Here is a 16,747-nt window from a genome sequence, read left to right on the forward strand (position 1 = left end):
GACGCACTAGCTTCAGGTGCTAGCGGGGGCAACTTCGTGGAGGTTCGAGTCCTCTTCTGGGCACCAAAACAAACAACCCTCGCGCAAGCGGGGGTTTTTTGTTGGGCGCGATAAAGCGCTTGAAAAACAGGGTTGACAGCCTCTTCACCCCTCTGCATAATTCGCTCCCTCGATGCCCAGGTGGCGGAATTGGTAGACGCACTAGCTTCAGGTGCTAGCGGGGGCAACTTCGTGGAGGTTCGAGTCCTCTTCTGGGCACCAAAACAAACAACCCTCGCGCAAGCGGGGGTTTTTTGTTGGGCGCGATAAAGCGCTTGAAAAACAGGGTTGACAGCCTCTTCACCCCTCTGCATAATTCGCTCCCTCGATGCCCAGGTGGCGGAATTGGTAGACGCACTAGCTTCAGGTGCTAGCGGGGGCAACTTCGTGGAGGTTCGAGTCCTCTCCTGGGCACCATCGATAAAAAAAACCCCGCTGATGCGGGGTTTTTTTTGCCTGCTCATCCGATCCACGGACGCACCACCAGCTCGATTCCCAGCAACAGCAGGAAGCCGAGGAAACACAGGCGGAACGCACGCGCGCTGATCCTCCCGCGGATCTTCTGACCCAGCCACATCCCCGCCAGCGCCGGCACGATCGCCAGTGCACTCAGCCCCAGCTGCTGCACACCGAACGCGCCGTGCACCAGCAGACCGGTGGTCAGCGAGATCGTCGATACCGTGAACGCCAGGCCCAGCGCCTGCACCAGCTCATCGCGATCCAGCCCGAGCGACTGCAGGTACGGCACGGCCGGCATCACGAACACTCCGGTGGCACCGGTGACCAGCCCGGATACCGCGCCCACCAGCGGCGACAGCCAGCGCTCCTTGCGCGCTGGCACGCGCAACGCCGGCGCGAAGGCCGAGTACACCGCGTACACGATCAGCGCCACGCCCAGTGCCAGGCCGGACCAGCGCGCCTGCACCCGCACCAGCAGCGCCGCGCCGGCCACGGTAGCGACCACCACGCCCAGCATCATCGGCCACAGCCGGCGCACGATGCGCCCGATCGACGGCCCGGCCAGGATCTGCCACGCATTGGTGACCAGCGTCGGCACGAACAGCATCGAGGCGGCAGCCACCGGTGACAGCGCGCTGCCCAGCAGGCCCATCGCGACCGTGGGCAGGCCCATGCCGGTCACGCCCTTGACCACGCCGGCCAACACGAACACCACCACCAGCAGGAAATAGAAGTACAGCGAATCGTTCATTGCCCCATTAGGACCCGCCACCGGCTTGCGGCACAATGCGGCATGGATCATCGCGCCTTCGGCTGGGCCGAAGGCAGGGAGCAGGAGATATGCGAATGGACCTGGCCGACCTCCGCCTGTTCCTGGCGGTGGTTGAAGCCGGCAGCATCACCGCCGGGGCCGCACGCGCGCACCTCGCCCTGGCCTCCACCAGCGAACGACTGCGCACGATGGAGGCCGAAGCGGGGATCGCGCTGCTGACCCGCCACCCGCGCGGGGTCACCACCACCGAGGCCGGCGAGGCCCTTGCCCACCACGCACGCCTGATGCTGCGCCAGCAGTCGTTGCTGCGCGAGGAACTGCAGGAGTTCGCCAGCGGCGCGCGTGGCACCCTGCACCTGTATGCCAACACCGGCGCACTCACCACCTTCCTGCCCGGCCGCCTTGCCCCGTGGATGGCGACGCGGCCGCGCCTGCACGTGGACCTGAAGGAACGCACCAGCAAGGAGATCGTGCGCGCGGTGCGCGGGGGGCAGGCCGAGGCCGGCATCACGTCCGATGCGGTGGACAGCGCCCCGCTGCAACTGCAGCCGGTGGCCGATGACCCGCTGCTGCTGATCGTGCCGCCCCACCATCGTCTCGCGGCCAGCCCCTCCACCCGGTTCGCCGAGGTGCTGGGCGAAACCTTCGTCGCCCTCGCCGATGGCAATGCGCTGCAGGAACATATCGAAGACAACGCGCGTGCGCTCGGCCGCAGCCTGTCACCGCGCATCCGCATGAAGACCTTCGAAGGCGTGTGCGAGATGGTCGGCCATGGGATCGGCATCGGCATCGTGCCGCGCTCGATCTGCCGGCAGCATCGGCGACGTTACGGCTTCCACGCAATAGCGCTGGAAGATGCGTGGGCGCGCCGCCAGCTGAGCCTGTGCTTCATCCGCTGGAACGGGCTGTCGCGTTCCATGCAGAGCCTGCTGCTGCACTTGGGCGGGCACGCAGTGGATGACTGATGCGGCGGCGTCATCGGAATGCAGAAATGTTGTTGACACAAATTAATTCGTTCCCCATAATTCTCCTCCTGAGTCGCCCAGGTGGCGGAATTGGTAGACGCACTAGCTTCAGGTGCTAGCGGGGGCAACTTCGTGGAGGTTCGAGTCCTCTCCTGGGCACCACGACTCGGAAAATGATCAAACCCGCGAAAGCGGGTTTTTTCATGTCCGGCGTTTACGTAGCGACGGCCGCTGGCCGTCAATCTTCAGCGTTGGCCGTCGCTTGTTTACCGCTGTGCGCGCCAGGCATGGCCCGGCGCTTCCGTAATGTCCGCGCCTGCGATCAGTGCCCGCCCGCCGCCGCCGCACTGCCCGCACCCGCGCCGAAGGGCGGCTTGGCCAGCCACAGGAACGCGATGATGGCCAGGAAGATCCAGCCCAGCAGGAAGAAGATATCGTTGAACCCCATCTGCGATGCCTGATGGTTGATCATCGTATTGAGCGCTGCCGCGCCGTGCTGCAGGTCACCCTGCCCCATCGCGGTCACCTGCTCCTGGATGCCGGGCTGGTACACCGAAATGTGTTCGGTGATGTCGGCATGGTGCACCTGGGTGCGCCGTGACCACAGCCAGGTGGTCAACGACGCCGCGAAGCTGCCGCCCAGCGTGCGCAGGAACGTGGCCAGGCCGGAGCCAGCGGCGATCTCGCGCCCGTCCAGGTCGGACAGCAGGATCTGCAGCACCGGCATGAAGAACAGCGCCACGCCCACGCCCATCAGCAGCTGCACCCCGGCCACGTGCTGGAAGTCCACCTGCAGGTTGAATCCGGAACGCAGGAAGCTGGTGAAGGACAGGAACACGAACGCCACCGAGGCCAGCATGCGCATGTCGAAGCGCGATGCGTACTTGCCCACGAACGGAGTCATGATCACCGGCAGGATGCCGATCGGCGCGGTGGCCAGGCCGGCCCAGATGGCCGTGTAGCCCATGTCACGCTGTAGCCACTGCGGGATCAGCAGCGACACGCTGAAGAACGCCGCATAGGCCACCACCATCGCCATCGTACCGGCCCGGAAGTTGCGATGCCGGAACAGGCGCAGGTCGACGATGGGATCCTTGTCGGTCAGTTCCCAGATCAGGAACACCGCCAGGGCAACCACCGAAACGCAGGACAGCGCTACGATCATCGGAGAACTGAACCAGTCTTCGTCGTTGCCCAGGTCGAGCACCAGCTGCAGCGCACCGACGCCGATCACCAGGGTGACCAGACCGACGTAATCCATCTTCGGCTTTTCGATCTGCTCCGGGCGGCCCTTCATCTGGTTGCCCACCACCAGCGCGGCGAAGATGCCCAGCGGCACGTTGATCAGGAAGATCCATTCCCAACTGTAGTTGTCGGTGATCCAGCCACCCAGGATCGGCCCGCAGATCGGCGCCACCACGGTGATCATCGCCAGCAGCGCCAGCGCCTGCCCGCGTTTCTCACGCGGGTAGATCGACACCAGCAGCGACTGGGTGATGGGATACATCGGGCCGGCAACGAAGCCCTGCAGTGCGCGCGATACCACCAGCATGCCCATGCTCTGGGCCAGCCCGCACAGCAGCGAGGCAATGGTGAAGGCCAGCGTGGCCCACACGAACAGCTTGGTCTCGCCGACCCGGCGGCTGAGCCAACCGGTCAGCGGCAGCGCGATCGCGGTGCTGACCGCGAACGAGGTGATTACCCAGGTGGCCTGCTGCGAACTGGCCCCCAGGTTGCCGGCGATGGTCGGCAGGGACACATTGGCGATGGTGGTGTCCAGCACCTGCATGAACGAGGCCATCGCCAGGCCCGCGGTGCACAGGGCGACGTTGGGTGGCAGGAAACCGGCGGCCGGGGCGGCCGGCGGGCCCGGCGTACCGGGCACGGCAGGGGCTTGGGAAGACATGGAAACTCAGCCTGCCTTGGATACGTGGGGCGGCGTGGTCGGCTGCTGGCCCACCGCGGCGGTCGCCTTCGGGCCGGCCGCGGCGGCAGCGCCGGCGCGCTGTGGCAGGTTGCCCTGGATGATGGCGTGGATCGCATCATCGGCATCGTGCATCTGCTTGGCGTACACGTCGGTGTCGAACACCGAACCGGTAGCGGCCTGGCTGGGCAGCACCTCGCCCTTCTGGTCACGCAGGCTCACTTCGGCTTTCATCGACAAGCCGATGCGCAGCGGGTGTTCGGCCAGTTGCTTGGCATCGATGGCGATGCGCACCGGCACGCGCTGCACGATCTTGATCCAGTTGCCGCTGGCGTTCTGCGCCGGCAGCAGCGAGAACGCCGAACCGGTGCCCATGCCCAGGCTGGTCAGGTGGCCGGTGTAGCGCACATCGCCGCCGTACAGGTCCGAACGCAGCTCTACTTCCTGGCCCAGGCGCATGTGCCGCAGCTGGGTTTCCTTGAAGTTGGCTTCCACCCACATCTGCTCGGTCGGCACCACGGCCATCAGCGCATTGCCCGGCTGCACGCGCTGTCCCACCTGCACCGAACGACGCGCAACGTAGCCGGTGACCGGCGAAACGATGCCGGCACGCGCATTGTTCAGCCACGCCTGGCGCAGCTGCGCTGCGGCGGCCTGTACGTCCGGCTGGGTGGCGATCACGGTGTCGTCCACCAGCGCACGGCTGCGCTCGAAGGTCTCGCGCGAACCGGCCACGGCCGCTTCGGCAGCGGCCAGTTCATCGCGTGCATGCGCCAGCTCTTCGTTGGAAATGGCGCCGGTGGCGGCCAGGTCCTTGCGGCGGGCGAAGTCATCGCGGGCGCGCTTCAGAGTGACCTGGCGGGCGTTGAGTTCAGCCTGCGCACCTTCCACGCTGCGGTACAGACCGCGCACCTGGCGCACGGTACCGGCCAGCTTGGCTTCGGCCTGCTGCAGGGCGACTTCGGTATCGGACGGATCCAGCTGCACCAGCACCTGGCCGCGCTCCACGCGCATGCCATCGTCGGCCGCGATGCCGACCACCGTACCGGTGATCATGGAGGTGATCTGCACCTGGTTGCCGCCGACGTAGGCATCGTCGGTTTCTTCGAACCAGCGGCCGAACATGAAGTACCACAGCGCGGCGGCAGCAATCAGCAGCAGCACGATGACAAGCAGTCCGCGCAGCAGCTTGCCGCGACGGCTGGGAGCGGCGGGGGCCGCGGATGAGGGAGTCTGGCTCATGGGAGGCTTCTTCAGGAATGCGAGGAATCGGAAAGGGAGGCGGCGCGGCGGCTGTCATCGGCGGTGGGATCGAAGCCCCCGCCCAGCGCCTGGCTCAGGCGGATCGAGGACAGCACCTGCTGCGACTGCAGCCCGGCCAACCGCTGCTGCGCCTGCAGCAAGGTGGACTGCGCGGTCAGCACATCGAGGTAGCCGCCGATGCCGGCGCGGTAGCGCTGTTCGGCCAGTCCATGCGCGGCGCGCGCGGTGTCCACCGCCTGCTGCTGCGACTGCGCCTGCTGCTGCAGCGAGCGCACGGCGTTGACCTGGTCGGCCACCTCGTGCAGCGCATCCAGCAGCCGCTGGTTGTAGCTGGCCACGGCCAGGTCATAGTCGGCGTCCTTGCTGTCCAGGCCGGCGCGCAGGCGGCCGCCATCGAATATCGGCAGGCTCAGCGCGGGGCCGATGTAGGCGAAGGTGGAGCTGCTCTGCAGCAGGTCACCCACGTTCGGGGCGACCACCCCGGCCAGCGCGGTGAGATTCAGGCTGGGATAGAACTTCGCCTTGGCGGCATCGATCTGCCTGCCGGCCGCTTCCACCCGCCAGCGCGCGGCCACGATGTCCGGACGACGACCCAGCAGCGCGCTGGGCAACACGCCGGGCAACTGCAGGGCCAGCGGATCGAGATGGCGCGGCCGTTCGATCTGCAGCCCGCGATCCGGGCCCTGCCCGACCAGCGCGGCCAGTGCCGTGCGGCTCTCGTCGATCTGCTGCTGGGCGGCCTGCAGCTGCTGCTGCGCGGCCGGCACGCGTGCCTCGGCCTGGCGCACCTGCAGGTCGCTGTCGATGCCGGCCGCGCGGCGCTGGCCGGTCAGCTGCAACGCCTTCTGCGAGCGCGCCAGCTCTTCGGCTGCCACGTCGTGCAACTGCCAGGCATAGGCCAGCCCGGCATACGCCTGGGTGATGTTGGCCGACAGGTTCAGTCGGGCGGCCTGCGCATCGATGGCCGCCGCGTGGGCGCTGTCCACCGCCGCTTCCCAGGTCGCACGCTTGCCGCCCCACAGGTCCACGCCATAGCTGAAATTGAACGCGACCTGCCCACTGCCGGCGTAATGGCCACCGGCCTCATCGCCGAGCATCGACTCGGGCAGGCGCAGCCCGGTGTAGCCACCGGATACGGACAGGTTCGGCAGCTGATCCGCACGCGCACCGCCGACCTGCGAACGGGCCTGGCGCAGGCGTGCGTCGGCCGCTTCCAGGCTGGGGTGGCTGGCCAGGCCTTCGCTGATCAGCGCATCGAGCTGCGGGTCGCCCAGCGCGGTCCACCAGTCGCGGGCGGGGAAACCAGCCGCACCCAGCGTGGCATCGGCCAGCGTGCGCTCGCTGTGCAGGGAATCGACGTCGCGCAGCGCGCCCTGCGGCTGCAGGCCACGGCTGCTGGCGCACGCGGCCAGGGCCAGCGCCAGGCCGGCAAGCAGCAACGGCCGGCCGTGCCGCCATGGAGTAGAGAGAGTGATGGGAGTCATGGAGTCGCCAGGGAGTCGCGGATTCGGGTCAACAGGGAGAGCAGCTGCGCGCGTTCGTCGGCGCTGAGCTCACGGGAGGCGTAATCGATCACGTCCTCGCCACGTTTCTGCAGCCGCAGCCACAGCGCGCGGCCTTCTTCGGTCAGTACGATCTGCAGCGCGCGCCGGTCCTGCGCATGGGCTTCGCGGCGAACACAGCCCAGCGCTTCCAGCTTGTCCAGCAGGCGGGTCACCGCGCTGGGCACCTGGTCGATCGCCCTGGCCAGTTCGTTGGCGGTGCACGGCGCCATCCGCGCAAGCACTTTCAGGCCGATGTAGTGGGTGAAGTTGAGGCCAAGGTCCTCTTCGGCCATCGAGGCATCGAGCTGGCGGACCAGGCCGTCGCGCACTTGGCGCAGCAGCAGCCCGAAGCTGGGGGGAGAGTCGGAAGGGCAGATCATGGGGTAGCATTCTCTTCCAAAAAATATATTTCTCAATAGAAATATTTCGATCTGGCAATGAATGCTGTGTTGCAGCAATGGGCGTGATCGCGAAGGTGGCTACCTTAACGGGCGTCCGGAGTGGCCGGGTAGTACAATCCAGCCAATGAATGACAGTTTCCAGCCAATGCCGCCGGCCCATGTGCGCCAAGGTCCAGATACCGAAGCCGCCAGACAGCTGCTGCGTGACAGCGCGTTGGAGTGGTTCGAACGCGAGGACGGGCTGCCGGTGGTGGGCTTCCGCATCGACAGCCCGACCGGGCTGGCCAACGAGGTGGACTGGCATACCCACGGCCGTGCCCAGCTGATCTGCGTGGAAAGCGGCCTGCTGACCACCCGCACCCGCCACGGTACCTGGTCGCTGGCGCCCGGATCGGCCGGCTGGATGCCCGCCGCCGAACCGCACACGGTGGCCATCGATGGGCCGCTGCGCGGCTGGGGCATGGTGCTGGCGCCGGCGCTGTGCCATGACCTGCCCGCCGACCCCTGCGTGATCGGCATTTCTCCGTTGCTGCAGGCCGTGGCGCTGCGGGTCTGCGACTGGCCGATCGCCGATGCGGCCAGCGCCCGCCAGCAGCACCTGATCGAGGTGCTGCTGGACGAGATCCGCGCCGCCCCGCGCCAGCGCATGCACCTGCCGATGCCGCGCGACCGGCGCCTGCTGAAGATCGCCTCGCAGCTGCTGGCCGAACCGGCCGATGACCGCAGCCTGGCGCAGTGGGCGGCGTGGGCGGGCCTGTCGACCCGTTCGCTGACCCGCCATTTCCGCGAGGAGACCACGCTCAGCTTCGCCCACTGGCGCCAGCAGGCGCGGCTCGCCGAGGCGCTGCGCCAGCTCAGCGAAGGCCGCGCGGTGTCCGATATCGCCCACGCACTGGGCTTCAGCAGTTCCAGCGCCTTCGTCACCGTGTTCCGGCGCCACTTCGGGGTGCCACCGGGACGCTACCTGGCGCGCGCCGGGCGCGGACTGGATCCACCGCGTGGCTTGGCTTCTCCGGCCGCATCCGGATAATCAACGCATTGCGAGGGCGACGGCCGTCGCTGCCTCCGAACACAGGTAACAACCCCGCATGACCGATCTTGCCCGCCCCGTCTTCCACGGCTTCGAACAACTGCCGCTGCGCGAGTATGCCGAGCGCGCCTACCTCGACTACTCGATGTATGTCGTGCTGGACCGTGCGCTGCCGTTCCTCGGCGACGGCCTCAAGCCGGTGCAGCGCCGCATCATCTATGCGATGAGCGAGCTGGGACTGAACGCCGCTTCCAAGCCGAAGAAGTCCGCCCGCACCGTCGGCGACGTCATCGGTAAGTACCACCCGCATGGTGACAGTGCCTGCTACGAAGCACTGGTGCTGATGGCGCAGCCGTTTTCGTACCGTTATCCGCTGATCGAAGGCCAGGGCAACTTCGGTTCCAGCGACGACCCGAAATCCTTCGCGGCGATGCGTTACACCGAATCCAAGCTGACCCCGATCGCCGAAGTGCTGCTGGGCGAACTGGGCCACGGCACCACCGACTGGACGCCGAACTTCGACGGCACCCTGCAGGAGCCGACCTGGATGCCGGCGCGGCTGCCGCACCTGCTGCTCAACGGCACCACCGGCATCGCCGTGGGCATGGCCACCGACGTGCCGCCGCACAACCTCAACGAGATCGTCAGCGCCCTGCTGCACCTGCTGGAAGATCCCGATGCCAGCGTGCGCGACCTGTGCGAACACGTGAAGGGTCCGGATTATCCGTCCAACGCGGAGATCATCACCCCGGCCGCCGACCTGCTGCACATGTACGAAACCGGCCATGGCAGCGTGCGTGCGCGCGCGACCTTCCTCAAGGAAAACGGCAACGTGGTGGTCAACGCCCTGCCCTTCCAGGTTTCGCCGTCCAAGGTGATCGAACAGATCGCCGCGCAGATGCGCGCCAAGAAGCTGCCGTGGATCGAGGACGTGCGCGATGAATCCGACCACGCCAATCCGGTGCGGGTGGTGCTGGTGCCGCGCTCCAACCGGGTCGACGCCGACCAGCTGATGGGCCACCTGTTCGCCACCACGGACATGGAACGCAGCTACCGGGTCAACCTCAACGTGATCGGCCTGGATGGGCGCCCGCAGGTCAAGAACCTCAAGACCCTGCTGAGCGAATGGCTGGCCTTCCGCAGCAGCACCGTGACCCGCCGCCTGCAGCATCGCCTGCAGAAGGTGGAGCGTCGCCTGCACCTGTTGGAAGGCCTGCTGGTCGCCTTCCTCAACCTGGACGAGGTGATCCACATCATCCGTACCGAAGACGAGCCGAAGGCCGCGCTGATCGCGCGCTTCGGCCTGTCCGACGACCAGGCCGAGTACATCCTGGAAACCAAGCTGAAGCAGCTGGCGCGCCTGGAAGAGATGAAGATCCGCGGCGAGCAGGACGAGCTGGCCAAGGAACGCGACAGGATCCTCGGCATCCTGGACAGCAAGGCCAAGCTGAAGAAGCTGATCAAGGACGAACTGACCGCCGATGCGAAGAAGTTCGGCGATGCCCGTCGTTCGCCGCTGGTGCAGCGCACGGCCGCCCAGGCCATCGACGAAACCGAGCTGGTGCCCAGCGAGCCGATGACCGTGGTGCTGTCGGAGAAGGGTTGGATCCGTGCGGCCAAGGGCCATGACGTGGATGCGTCGTCGATGAATTACCGCGACGGCGACAGCATGCTGGCTTCGGTGCGTGCACGCAGCACCCAGCAGGTCGCCTTCCTGGACAGCGAGGGCCGCGCGTACTCCACGCCGGTACACACCTTGCCGTCGGCACGTGGCAACGGTGAACCGCTGACCGGCCGCTTCTCGCCGGCGCCCGGCACCAGCTTCGTCACCCTCGCCAGCGCCGAACCGAATGGCCGCTTCGTGCTGGCCTCCACCCACGGCTATGGCTTCGTGACCCGCTTCGAGAACCTGATCGGCCGCAACAAGGCCGGCAAGGCGATGCTCAACCTGGCATCGGGCTCTTCGGTGCTGCAGCCGGCGCTGGTGGCCAACGTGGACACCGACCGCATCGTGGCGGTGACCAGTTCGGGCAACCTGCTGGCGATCGCCGCCAGTGACCTGCCGGAACTGGACAAGGGCAAGGGCAACAAGATCATCGAGATCCCCAAGGCCAAGCTGGCCACCGAGCGGGTGGTGGCGGTGGTGGCGATCAGCCCCGGCCAGACCCTGCAGGTACGCAGCGGCCAGCGCACCATGGGCCTGAAGTTCAGCGAGCTGGACGCCTACCTGGGTTCGCGCGCCACGCGTGGCCACCTGCTGCCGCGCGGTTGGCAGAAGGTGGAAGGGCTTTCGGTGGAATGAGCGAGGTAGCGCCGGGCCCTGCCCGGCGCCACCCACCCTCCGCGATCGGACAAAAAAAAGCCGGGGAAATCCCCGGCTTTTTCGTTGCTGGCTGGCGCGAAGCTGGCTGGCTGCGAGGTTAGTGCGCGGCAGCGCCCTTGCCGTCGATCTTGCTCAGCTGGTAAAGCTCCAGGCCGATGCGCTGGATCAGGCCCAGCTGCTGCTCCAGCCACCAGGCATGGTCTTCTTCGGTGTCCTTCAGCTGCACCAGCAGCATGTCACGGCTGACATAGTCCCCGTTGGCTTCGCACAGCTTCATGCCGGCGGCCAGGTTGTTGCGCACCAGATACTCGGTGTCCAGGTCCTTGCGCAGCATCTCTTCCACGGTCTTGCCGGGTTCGAAGGCATGCGCGCGCATGTCCGGGTCTCCGCCCAGGAACAGGATCCGGCGCAGCAGCGCATCGGCGTGCTGGGTTTCTTCTTCCATTTCGTGGTTCAGGCGTTCGTACAGCGCGAACAGGCCCTGGTCCTCGTAGCGGCGGGAATGGATGAAGTACTGGTCGCGGGCGGCAAGCTCGCCGCGCAGCAGTTCTTTCAGGCAGGCGATGACGTCCGGATTGCCTTTCATGGGGGATGCTCCTTTGACTCGATGGCGCCATGGTGCCCTATCCGGAAATCCCGTGATCTAATCGGAATCAATCGCAGTCGCGTCACGTCTGCGATCTGCCACACGGGCTGGCTAGACTCGTCCCACCCTCCTCTCCTGCAAGGAAGCGTCCCATGCGTCGATGGTTGATGCGGCTGTTCTGGCTGCTGCTGGTACTGGCCCTGGGACTCGGCCTGACCGGGTGGTGGCTGCTGCGCGGAAGCCTTGCGCCGCTGGACGGCGAGCAGGTCCTGGGCGGACTGCAGGCCCCGGTGACCGTCAGCCGCGACCGCCTGGGCGTGGTCACCATCGAAGGCGCCAGCCAGCGCGATGTGATGCGCGCGCTGGGCCAGGTGCATGCGCAGGAACGCGGTTTCGAGATGGACCTGATGCGCCGCAGTGCCGCTGGCGAGCTGTCGGCGCTGTTCGGCCCGGCCGCGCTGGAGGCGGACAAGCGGATGCGCGTGCATCGCCTGCGCCATCGCGCGTCACGGGAACCGGTGAGCGCCGAACTGCAGGCTTACGTGGAGGGCGTGAATGAAGGCATCGCCCGCCTGCGCGTGCGCCCCTGGCCGTACCTGCTGCTGCGCCAGCAGCCTGCGCCGTGGCAGGCCAGCGACAGCCTGCTGACCGGCTATGCGATGTATGCCGACCTGCAGGATCCAGGCAACCAGAGCGAGTTGGCGTACAGCCGCCTGCGTGCGGTGGTGCCGCCGGCGCTGTATGCGCTGCTGAGCCACGATGGCAGCAGTTGGGATGCGCCGCTGATGGGCGGGCCGCGGGGTGATGCACAGCTGCCCGCCGCCGATGTGCTGGACCTGCGTGGCCAGCCTGCCGCGCCTGCCGCTGCCGTGGCCGATATGGATGTCAAAGGCAGCAACAACTTCGCCGTGGGCGCGGCGCTGACCGCCGATGGCCGCGCGATCCTGGCCGACGACATGCACCTGGGCCTGCGCGCGCCGAACATCTGGTTCCGCGTGCGCCTGCGCTACCCGGATCCGCAGGCCCCCGGCGGAAAGGTCGACGTGAGTGGATTTTCGCTGCCCGGCCTGCCGGCGATCATCGTCGGCAGCAACGGATACGTGGCGTGGGGGTTCACCAACAGCTACATCGACACTGCCGATTTCCAGCCGGTGCCGGCCGGTACCAAGCTGGCCGAGTACCACGAAAAGATCGAGGTGGCGGGTGCCCCGCCGGTGGATTTCATCGTGCGCGAAAGCGCATGGGGTCCGCTGCTGCACCAGCGCGCTGATGGCAGCGGCGATGCGCTGCGCTGGGTTGCCCACCAACCCGGTGCGGTCAGCCTGGCGTTGACCGGACTGGCGCGCGTGGCCGACATCGACCAGGCATTGCAGGTTGCCGACCACACCCGCATCCCGGCGCAGAACCTGCTGCTGGCCGACCGCAACGGACGTATCGGCTGGCGTGTGCTGGGTGCGCGCCCGGACCGTGCCGCCGGCTGCGCGCCCACCGATATGCGCACCACTGCGGCCGATGGGTGCCCGGCATGGGGCATCCGCAGTGATGCGGCGCCCTCGCTGATTGATCCACCCACCCACCGCCTGTGGACGGCCAACGGCCGTGTCATGGACGGCGAGGCACTGGCCGTGGCCGGTGACGGGGGCTACGACCTCGGCGCGCGCGGGGCACAGATCCGCGATGCGCTGCAGGCCAGCGAACGTTTCAGCGAAGCGGACCTGCTGGCGATCCAGCTGGATGACCGCGCGCTGTTCCTGCAACGCTGGTGGCAACTGCTGCGCCAGGTAGTGGTGGGCTCCAATGACCCGCAACTGCAGCGGCTGGAGGCCGTCACGCGCACCTGGGACGGCCATGCTTCGGTGGACTCGGTGAGCTACCGGGTGGTGCGCGGCTTCCGCGGGATGCTGCTGGACGAGGTCTCCGGCGCGATGCTGGCACCGGCCAGACAGACGCTGGGCGATGACTGGCTGGAGCCGCGGCTGGCGCAGTTCGAAGGCGTGCTGTGGCCGCTGGTCACCCAGCGCCCGGCACACCTGCTGCCGCCTGGCCACGCAAGCTGGGACGCGCTGCTGGCCGACACGGCCAAGCGCCTGGAAGCGGACCTGAGCGCGCAGGGACCGCTGGCCGAACGTAGCTGGGGCGAGCGCAATACCGCCGCGATCTGCCACCCGATCAGCCGTGCCCTGCCGGCCATCGCCAGACGCTGGCTGTGCATGCCGGCCGAGCCGCTGCCCGGTGACAACAACATGCCGCGCGTGCAGGGCCCGGGCTTCGGCGCTTCACAGCGGATGGTGGTGTCCCCCGGCCACGAAGACCAGGGCATCATCCATATGCCGGGTGGCCAGAGCGGCCACCCGTTGTCCCCGTTCTGGGCGGCCGGACACGAAGATCATGTGCACGGGCGGCCGACCCCGTTCCTGCCGGGTCCCAGCCAGCACACGCTGACCCTGCGGCCTGCCCGCTGACTTCCCCGCCTGGCGGGCTACCCGCGCATCACGCCAATGCGGCCTCGTGCACGCCGGCGATCGCCCGTCCGGACGGGTCCGCCGCGGCGGCGAAGCTGGCATCCCAGGCAATCGCCGCCGGTGACGAACAGGCGATCGACTTGCCGCCGGGCACCGTTTCCGCCGCCGCATGGCTGGGGAAGTACTGCTCGAACACGTGGCGGTAGTAGTACGCCTCCTTGGTCTGCGGCGGGTTGTGCGGGAAGCGCTTGTCGGCGGCAGCCAGCACGCGGTCGCTGACCTGCGCTTCGGCGTGTGCCTTCAGCCCGTCGATCCAGCCGTAGCCCACGCCATCGCTGAACTGCTCCTTCTGGCGCCACAGGATGCTCTCCGGCAGATAGCCTTCGAACGCCGCACGCAGCACGCCCTTCTCCACCCGGCGGCCACCGGAGGCTTCGCTGCCCACCATCTTGTGCGCGGCATCGAAGCGCATCGCCACGTCCAGGAACTCACGGTCCAGGAACGGGACGCGTGGCTCCACGCCCCACGCCATCATCGACTTGTTGGCGCGCAGGCAGTCGTAGTTGTGCAGCGCATCCAGCTTGCGCACCAGCTCGCTGTGGAACTCACGTGCATCCGGCGCCTTGTGGAAGTACAGGTAGCCACCAAAGATCTCGTCGCTGCCCTCGCCGGACAGCACCATCTTCACGCCCATCGCCTTGATCCGGCGCGCCAGCAGGAACATCGGGGTGGAGGCGCGGATGGTGGTGACGTCGTAGGTCTCGATGTGGCGGATCACCTCCGGCAGCACGTCCAGGCCTTCTTCGAAGGTGTATTCGAAGCCATGGTGCACCGTACCCAGCGCCTCGGCGGCAATAGCGGCGGCGGCGAGATCGGGCGAGCCCTTCAGGCCGATGGCGAAGGAATGCAGCCGCGGCCACCACGCCTCGCTCTCACCACCGTCTTCGATGCGTCGGCGCGCATAGCGTGCGGCCACCGCGGCCACCAGCGAGGAATCCAGGCCACCGGACAGCAGCACGCCGTACGGCACATCGCTCATCAGCTGGCGCTCCACCGCGCGCTCGAACGCTTCGCGCAGTTCGGCCAGGTCCACCGGCTTGCCCTGCACCGCGTCGTACTCGCGCCAGGACTGCTGGTAGTAACGCACCAGCGCGCCGGTTGCGCTGTCGTAGTAATGCCCCGGCGGGAACTGCGCGGCATCGGCGCAGGTGTCCACCAACGCCTTCAATTCGGAGGCCACGCGCAGGCGCCCCTGCGCATCGTGGCCCCAGTACAGCGGCACCACGCCGATCGGATCACGCGCCACCAGCACCCGCGCAGCCGCCTTGTCCCACAACGCAAAGGCGAAGATGCCGTTGAGCCGTTCCAGCCACTGCGACGGCTCACCCTGGCGGTACAGCGCATTGATCACCTCGCAGTCCGAGCCGGTCTGGAACGCGTACGGCTGGTCCAACCCGGCCTTCAGCTGCTGGTGGTTGTAGATCTCGCCGTTGACGGCCAGCGCCAGGCCGCCATCTTCGGACAGCAGCGGCTGCGAGCCACCGGCGGGATCGACGATGGCCAACCGCTCGTGCACCAGCAGCGCGCCGTCGTCCAGGTAGACACCGCTCCAGTCCGGGCCGCGGTGGCGCTGGCGCTGCGAGGATTCCAATGCGTGGCGGCGCAGCGCGGGGAGGTCATCGCCGGCCTGCAGGCCGAATATTCCGAAGATCGAACACATGGGGGAAGCTCCTGTTTGGGGTCTATACGTGGCGGGGGTGTTCGACCGGCCAGCCTGGCCCGGGAGGTTTCCCGGGCACAAAAAAAACCCGCATCGGTCGATGCGGGTTTCCTGGTGTCCGGGTGTGTAGTGTCTTATCTACCCAGGGCGCAGTCCCGCATCGGCCGCGCACGATTATTCGCGCGCAGGTTATTGCGGTTGGTATTGCCGACGGCGGTGGCGGGGAGCAAGGACATGGATCGACCGTAACCGGGTTCCGGCGGCGGCGCAACTGTTGCGATGGCAACCGTTCCTGCGTGCGCGTTCAGCCGCCACGCGGTCGGCGTCGGGGATAATCTCCCGCCCCCTGCAGGACTTCACGGATGATTCCCTTCTCCCGCCGCGCGCTGTTGCACGCGCTGGCACTGCTCGCGCTGGCCGGTTGTGCCAGCACGCCGACCCGCCCACCCAGCGACACCGAGCGCGATGCCCTCGCTGCGGCCGCCGATGGCCGTTTCGACTCGGCGCTGCGCGTGGCCCGGATGTACCAGAGCTGGAATGATCCGCGCGCGCTGGACTGGTATGCGCGCGCGGCCGCGACGACCCCGCGCACGCACCACAGCACCGGTGCGGAGGAAACGCTCGGCACGCTGTACGCGCGCGGCCGCCTGGACAGCAGCGACGAACCCCAGAAGCCCGCCGACGTGGTCATGAAGGCGTCACCGCGCAAGGCGTTCCACTGGTTCCAGAGCGCGGCCTACCACGGCTCGCCCTATGCGATGCACGACCTGGAGCGCTGGTACGAGGGTCGCGGCGACATGGCCGGCGCGCTGCGCTGGCGGCTGCGTTCGGCGGTGTACCTGCGTGAACTGTACAAACTGAAGCCGCTGCGCGAGGCGACCAGCGGCTCGGCAGCGCACGGCCAGCCGATCGCTCCCGGCCCGTCACCCAACCCGGTCATCGCCGGCATCCAGCGCCGCGCCGCGCGCGGCGACGCCGAGGCCCAGGTCGACCTCGGCGCACTGCATGAAGCCGGCATCGGCGTGGTGCAGGACAAGGCCGAAGCATTGCGCTGGTATGCACGTGCCGGCAACCAGGGCAACGTGTATGGCCAGTACCTGGCGGGGCTGGCCGTCGGCCGCGGTGGCGATGGACTGGCCAAGGACGTGGAGGCAGCGGCGGCATGGTTCGCCCAGGCCGAGGCACAGGGCTTCTACATGGCAGCCGAATCCTACTGGCGCGAGGCGATCGCACCGCCGTTCTGGACCTTCGAGTAACCG

11 protein-coding genes, 3 tRNA genes and 1 pseudogene are annotated in these 16,747 nt (G+C 67.6%); 8 read left to right on the forward strand and 7 right to left on the reverse strand.

Annotated elements, in window-relative coordinates; genetic code table 11:
• Nucleotides 1–174 precede the first annotated feature (174 nt).
• Both RTX79_RS17145 and RTX79_RS17150 read left to right on the forward strand, forming a co-directional pair.
• Nucleotides 175–261, forward strand: a tRNA-Leu gene (locus RTX79_RS17145).
• Nucleotides 262–369: 108 nt separating this feature from the next.
• Nucleotides 370–456, forward strand: a tRNA-Leu gene (locus RTX79_RS17150).
• Nucleotides 457–499: 43 nt separating this feature from the next.
• Here the strand turns inward: RTX79_RS17150 and RTX79_RS17155 are convergent.
• The gene (locus RTX79_RS17155; RefSeq protein ID WP_312684995.1) at nt 500–1,249 is read right to left on the reverse strand and encodes a sulfite exporter TauE/SafE family protein; all 750 of its coding nucleotides are present in this window, start codon (nt 1,247–1,249) and stop codon (nt 500–502) included.
• Nucleotides 1,250–1,338: 89 nt separating this feature from the next.
• On the opposite strand from RTX79_RS17155, the gene RTX79_RS17160 reads away from it, so the two are divergent.
• Together RTX79_RS17160 and RTX79_RS17165 are read left to right on the forward strand one after the other, a co-directional pair.
• Entirely contained in the window at nt 1,339–2,235 is an 897-nt protein-coding gene (locus tag RTX79_RS17160; protein WP_057507881.1) for a LysR family transcriptional regulator, read from the forward strand.
• Between the two features lie 75 nt (nt 2,236–2,310).
• A tRNA-Leu gene (locus tag RTX79_RS17165) sits at nt 2,311–2,397 on the forward strand.
• Between the two features lie 160 nt (nt 2,398–2,557).
• Here RTX79_RS17165 and RTX79_RS17170 read toward each other — a convergent pair.
• From RTX79_RS17170 to RTX79_RS17185, 4 genes and pseudogenes are all read right to left on the reverse strand, one after another.
• Entirely contained in the window at nt 2,558–4,141 is a 1,584-nt protein-coding gene (locus RTX79_RS17170; protein ID WP_057507880.1) for a DHA2 family efflux MFS transporter permease subunit, read from the reverse strand.
• A 96-nt stretch (nt 4,142–4,237) separates the two neighbouring features.
• Nucleotides 4,238–5,401 (reverse strand): annotated as a pseudogene (gene emrA, locus RTX79_RS17175) (multidrug efflux MFS transporter periplasmic adaptor subunit EmrA); the annotation flags it as partial.
• 11 nt (nt 5,402–5,412) lie between these two features.
• A complete protein-coding gene (locus RTX79_RS17180; RefSeq protein ID WP_312684997.1) occupies nt 5,413–6,906 on the reverse strand; it encodes an efflux transporter outer membrane subunit in 1,494 nt (497 codons plus the stop codon).
• Nucleotides 6,903–7,346, reverse strand: coding sequence for a MarR family winged helix-turn-helix transcriptional regulator (locus tag RTX79_RS17185; protein ID WP_057507878.1), 444 nt, complete (start codon nt 7,344–7,346; stop codon nt 6,903–6,905). Before RTX79_RS17185 ends, RTX79_RS17180 begins: the two co-directional genes overlap by 4 nt.
• 145 nt (nt 7,347–7,491) lie before the next feature.
• Between RTX79_RS17185 and RTX79_RS17190 the strand changes: the two genes are divergently transcribed.
• Both RTX79_RS17190 and parC read left to right on the forward strand, forming a co-directional pair.
• Nucleotides 7,492–8,397, forward strand: coding sequence for an AraC family transcriptional regulator (locus RTX79_RS17190; protein WP_057507877.1), 906 nt, complete (start codon nt 7,492–7,494; stop codon nt 8,395–8,397).
• Between the two features lie 58 nt (nt 8,398–8,455).
• Nucleotides 8,456–10,699: a DNA topoisomerase IV subunit A gene (gene parC, locus RTX79_RS17195; protein ID WP_312685000.1), complete on the forward strand. Its 2,244-nt coding sequence runs from the start codon at nt 8,456–8,458 to the stop codon at nt 10,697–10,699.
• Between the two features lie 118 nt (nt 10,700–10,817).
• Here parC and bfr read toward each other — a convergent pair whose 3' ends face one another.
• Nucleotides 10,818–11,306 carry a bacterioferritin gene (gene bfr / locus RTX79_RS17200; RefSeq protein ID WP_057507875.1) on the reverse strand — a complete coding sequence of 163 codons (489 nt, stop codon included), beginning with the start codon at nt 11,304–11,306 and terminating at the stop codon, nt 10,818–10,820.
• Nucleotides 11,307–11,458: 152 nt separating this feature from the next.
• Between bfr and RTX79_RS17205 the strand changes: the two genes are divergently transcribed.
• A complete protein-coding gene (locus RTX79_RS17205; protein ID WP_312685002.1) occupies nt 11,459–13,768 on the forward strand; it encodes a penicillin acylase family protein in 2,310 nt (769 codons plus the stop codon).
• Nucleotides 13,769–13,796: 28 nt separating this feature from the next.
• On the opposite strand, the gene asnB is transcribed toward RTX79_RS17205, so the two are convergent.
• Nucleotides 13,797–15,488, reverse strand: a complete 1,692-nt coding sequence (gene asnB, locus RTX79_RS17210) for an asparagine synthase B (RefSeq protein WP_312685004.1) — start codon at nt 15,486–15,488, stop codon at nt 13,797–13,799.
• A 362-nt stretch (nt 15,489–15,850) separates the two neighbouring features.
• On the opposite strand from asnB, the gene RTX79_RS17215 reads away from it, so the two are divergent.
• Nucleotides 15,851–16,744, forward strand: a complete 894-nt coding sequence (locus RTX79_RS17215; protein WP_312685005.1) for a tetratricopeptide repeat protein — start codon at nt 15,851–15,853, stop codon at nt 16,742–16,744.
• The last annotated feature ends 3 nt before the right edge of the window (nt 16,745–16,747 follow it).

It is taken from the genome of Stenotrophomonas chelatiphaga (genome assembly GCF_032054965.1).
In the GTDB taxonomy this organism is placed as follows: domain Bacteria; phylum Pseudomonadota; class Gammaproteobacteria; order Xanthomonadales; family Xanthomonadaceae; genus Stenotrophomonas; species Stenotrophomonas chelatiphaga.

Excerpts from the sequence above, each read along its gene's own strand:
- asnB (WP_312685004.1), bottom strand. The coding sequence starts at position 15,488 with ATGTGTTCGATCTTCGGAATATTCGGCCTGCAGGCCGGCGATGACCTC.
- RTX79_RS17155 (WP_312684995.1), bottom strand. The coding sequence starts at position 1,249 with ATGAACGATTCGCTGTACTTCTATTTCCTGCTGGTGGTGGTGTTCGTG.
- parC (WP_312685000.1), top strand. The coding sequence starts at position 8,456 with ATGACCGATCTTGCCCGCCCCGTCTTCCACGGCTTCGAACAACTGCCG.
- RTX79_RS17215 (WP_312685005.1), top strand. The coding sequence starts at position 15,851 with ATGATTCCCTTCTCCCGCCGCGCGCTGTTGCACGCGCTGGCACTGCTC.
- RTX79_RS17190 (WP_057507877.1), top strand. The coding sequence starts at position 7,492 with ATGAATGACAGTTTCCAGCCAATGCCGCCGGCCCATGTGCGCCAAGGT.
- RTX79_RS17180 (WP_312684997.1), bottom strand. The coding sequence starts at position 6,906 with ATGACTCCCATCACTCTCTCTACTCCATGGCGGCACGGCCGGCCGTTG.
- RTX79_RS17205 (WP_312685002.1), top strand. The coding sequence starts at position 11,459 with ATGCGTCGATGGTTGATGCGGCTGTTCTGGCTGCTGCTGGTACTGGCC.
- RTX79_RS17170 (WP_057507880.1), bottom strand. The coding sequence starts at position 4,141 with ATGTCTTCCCAAGCCCCTGCCGTGCCCGGTACGCCGGGCCCGCCGGCC.
- RTX79_RS17160 (WP_057507881.1), top strand. The coding sequence starts at position 1,339 with ATGCGAATGGACCTGGCCGACCTCCGCCTGTTCCTGGCGGTGGTTGAA.
- bfr (WP_057507875.1), bottom strand. The coding sequence starts at position 11,306 with ATGAAAGGCAATCCGGACGTCATCGCCTGCCTGAAAGAACTGCTGCGC.
- RTX79_RS17185 (WP_057507878.1), bottom strand. The coding sequence starts at position 7,346 with ATGATCTGCCCTTCCGACTCTCCCCCCAGCTTCGGGCTGCTGCTGCGC.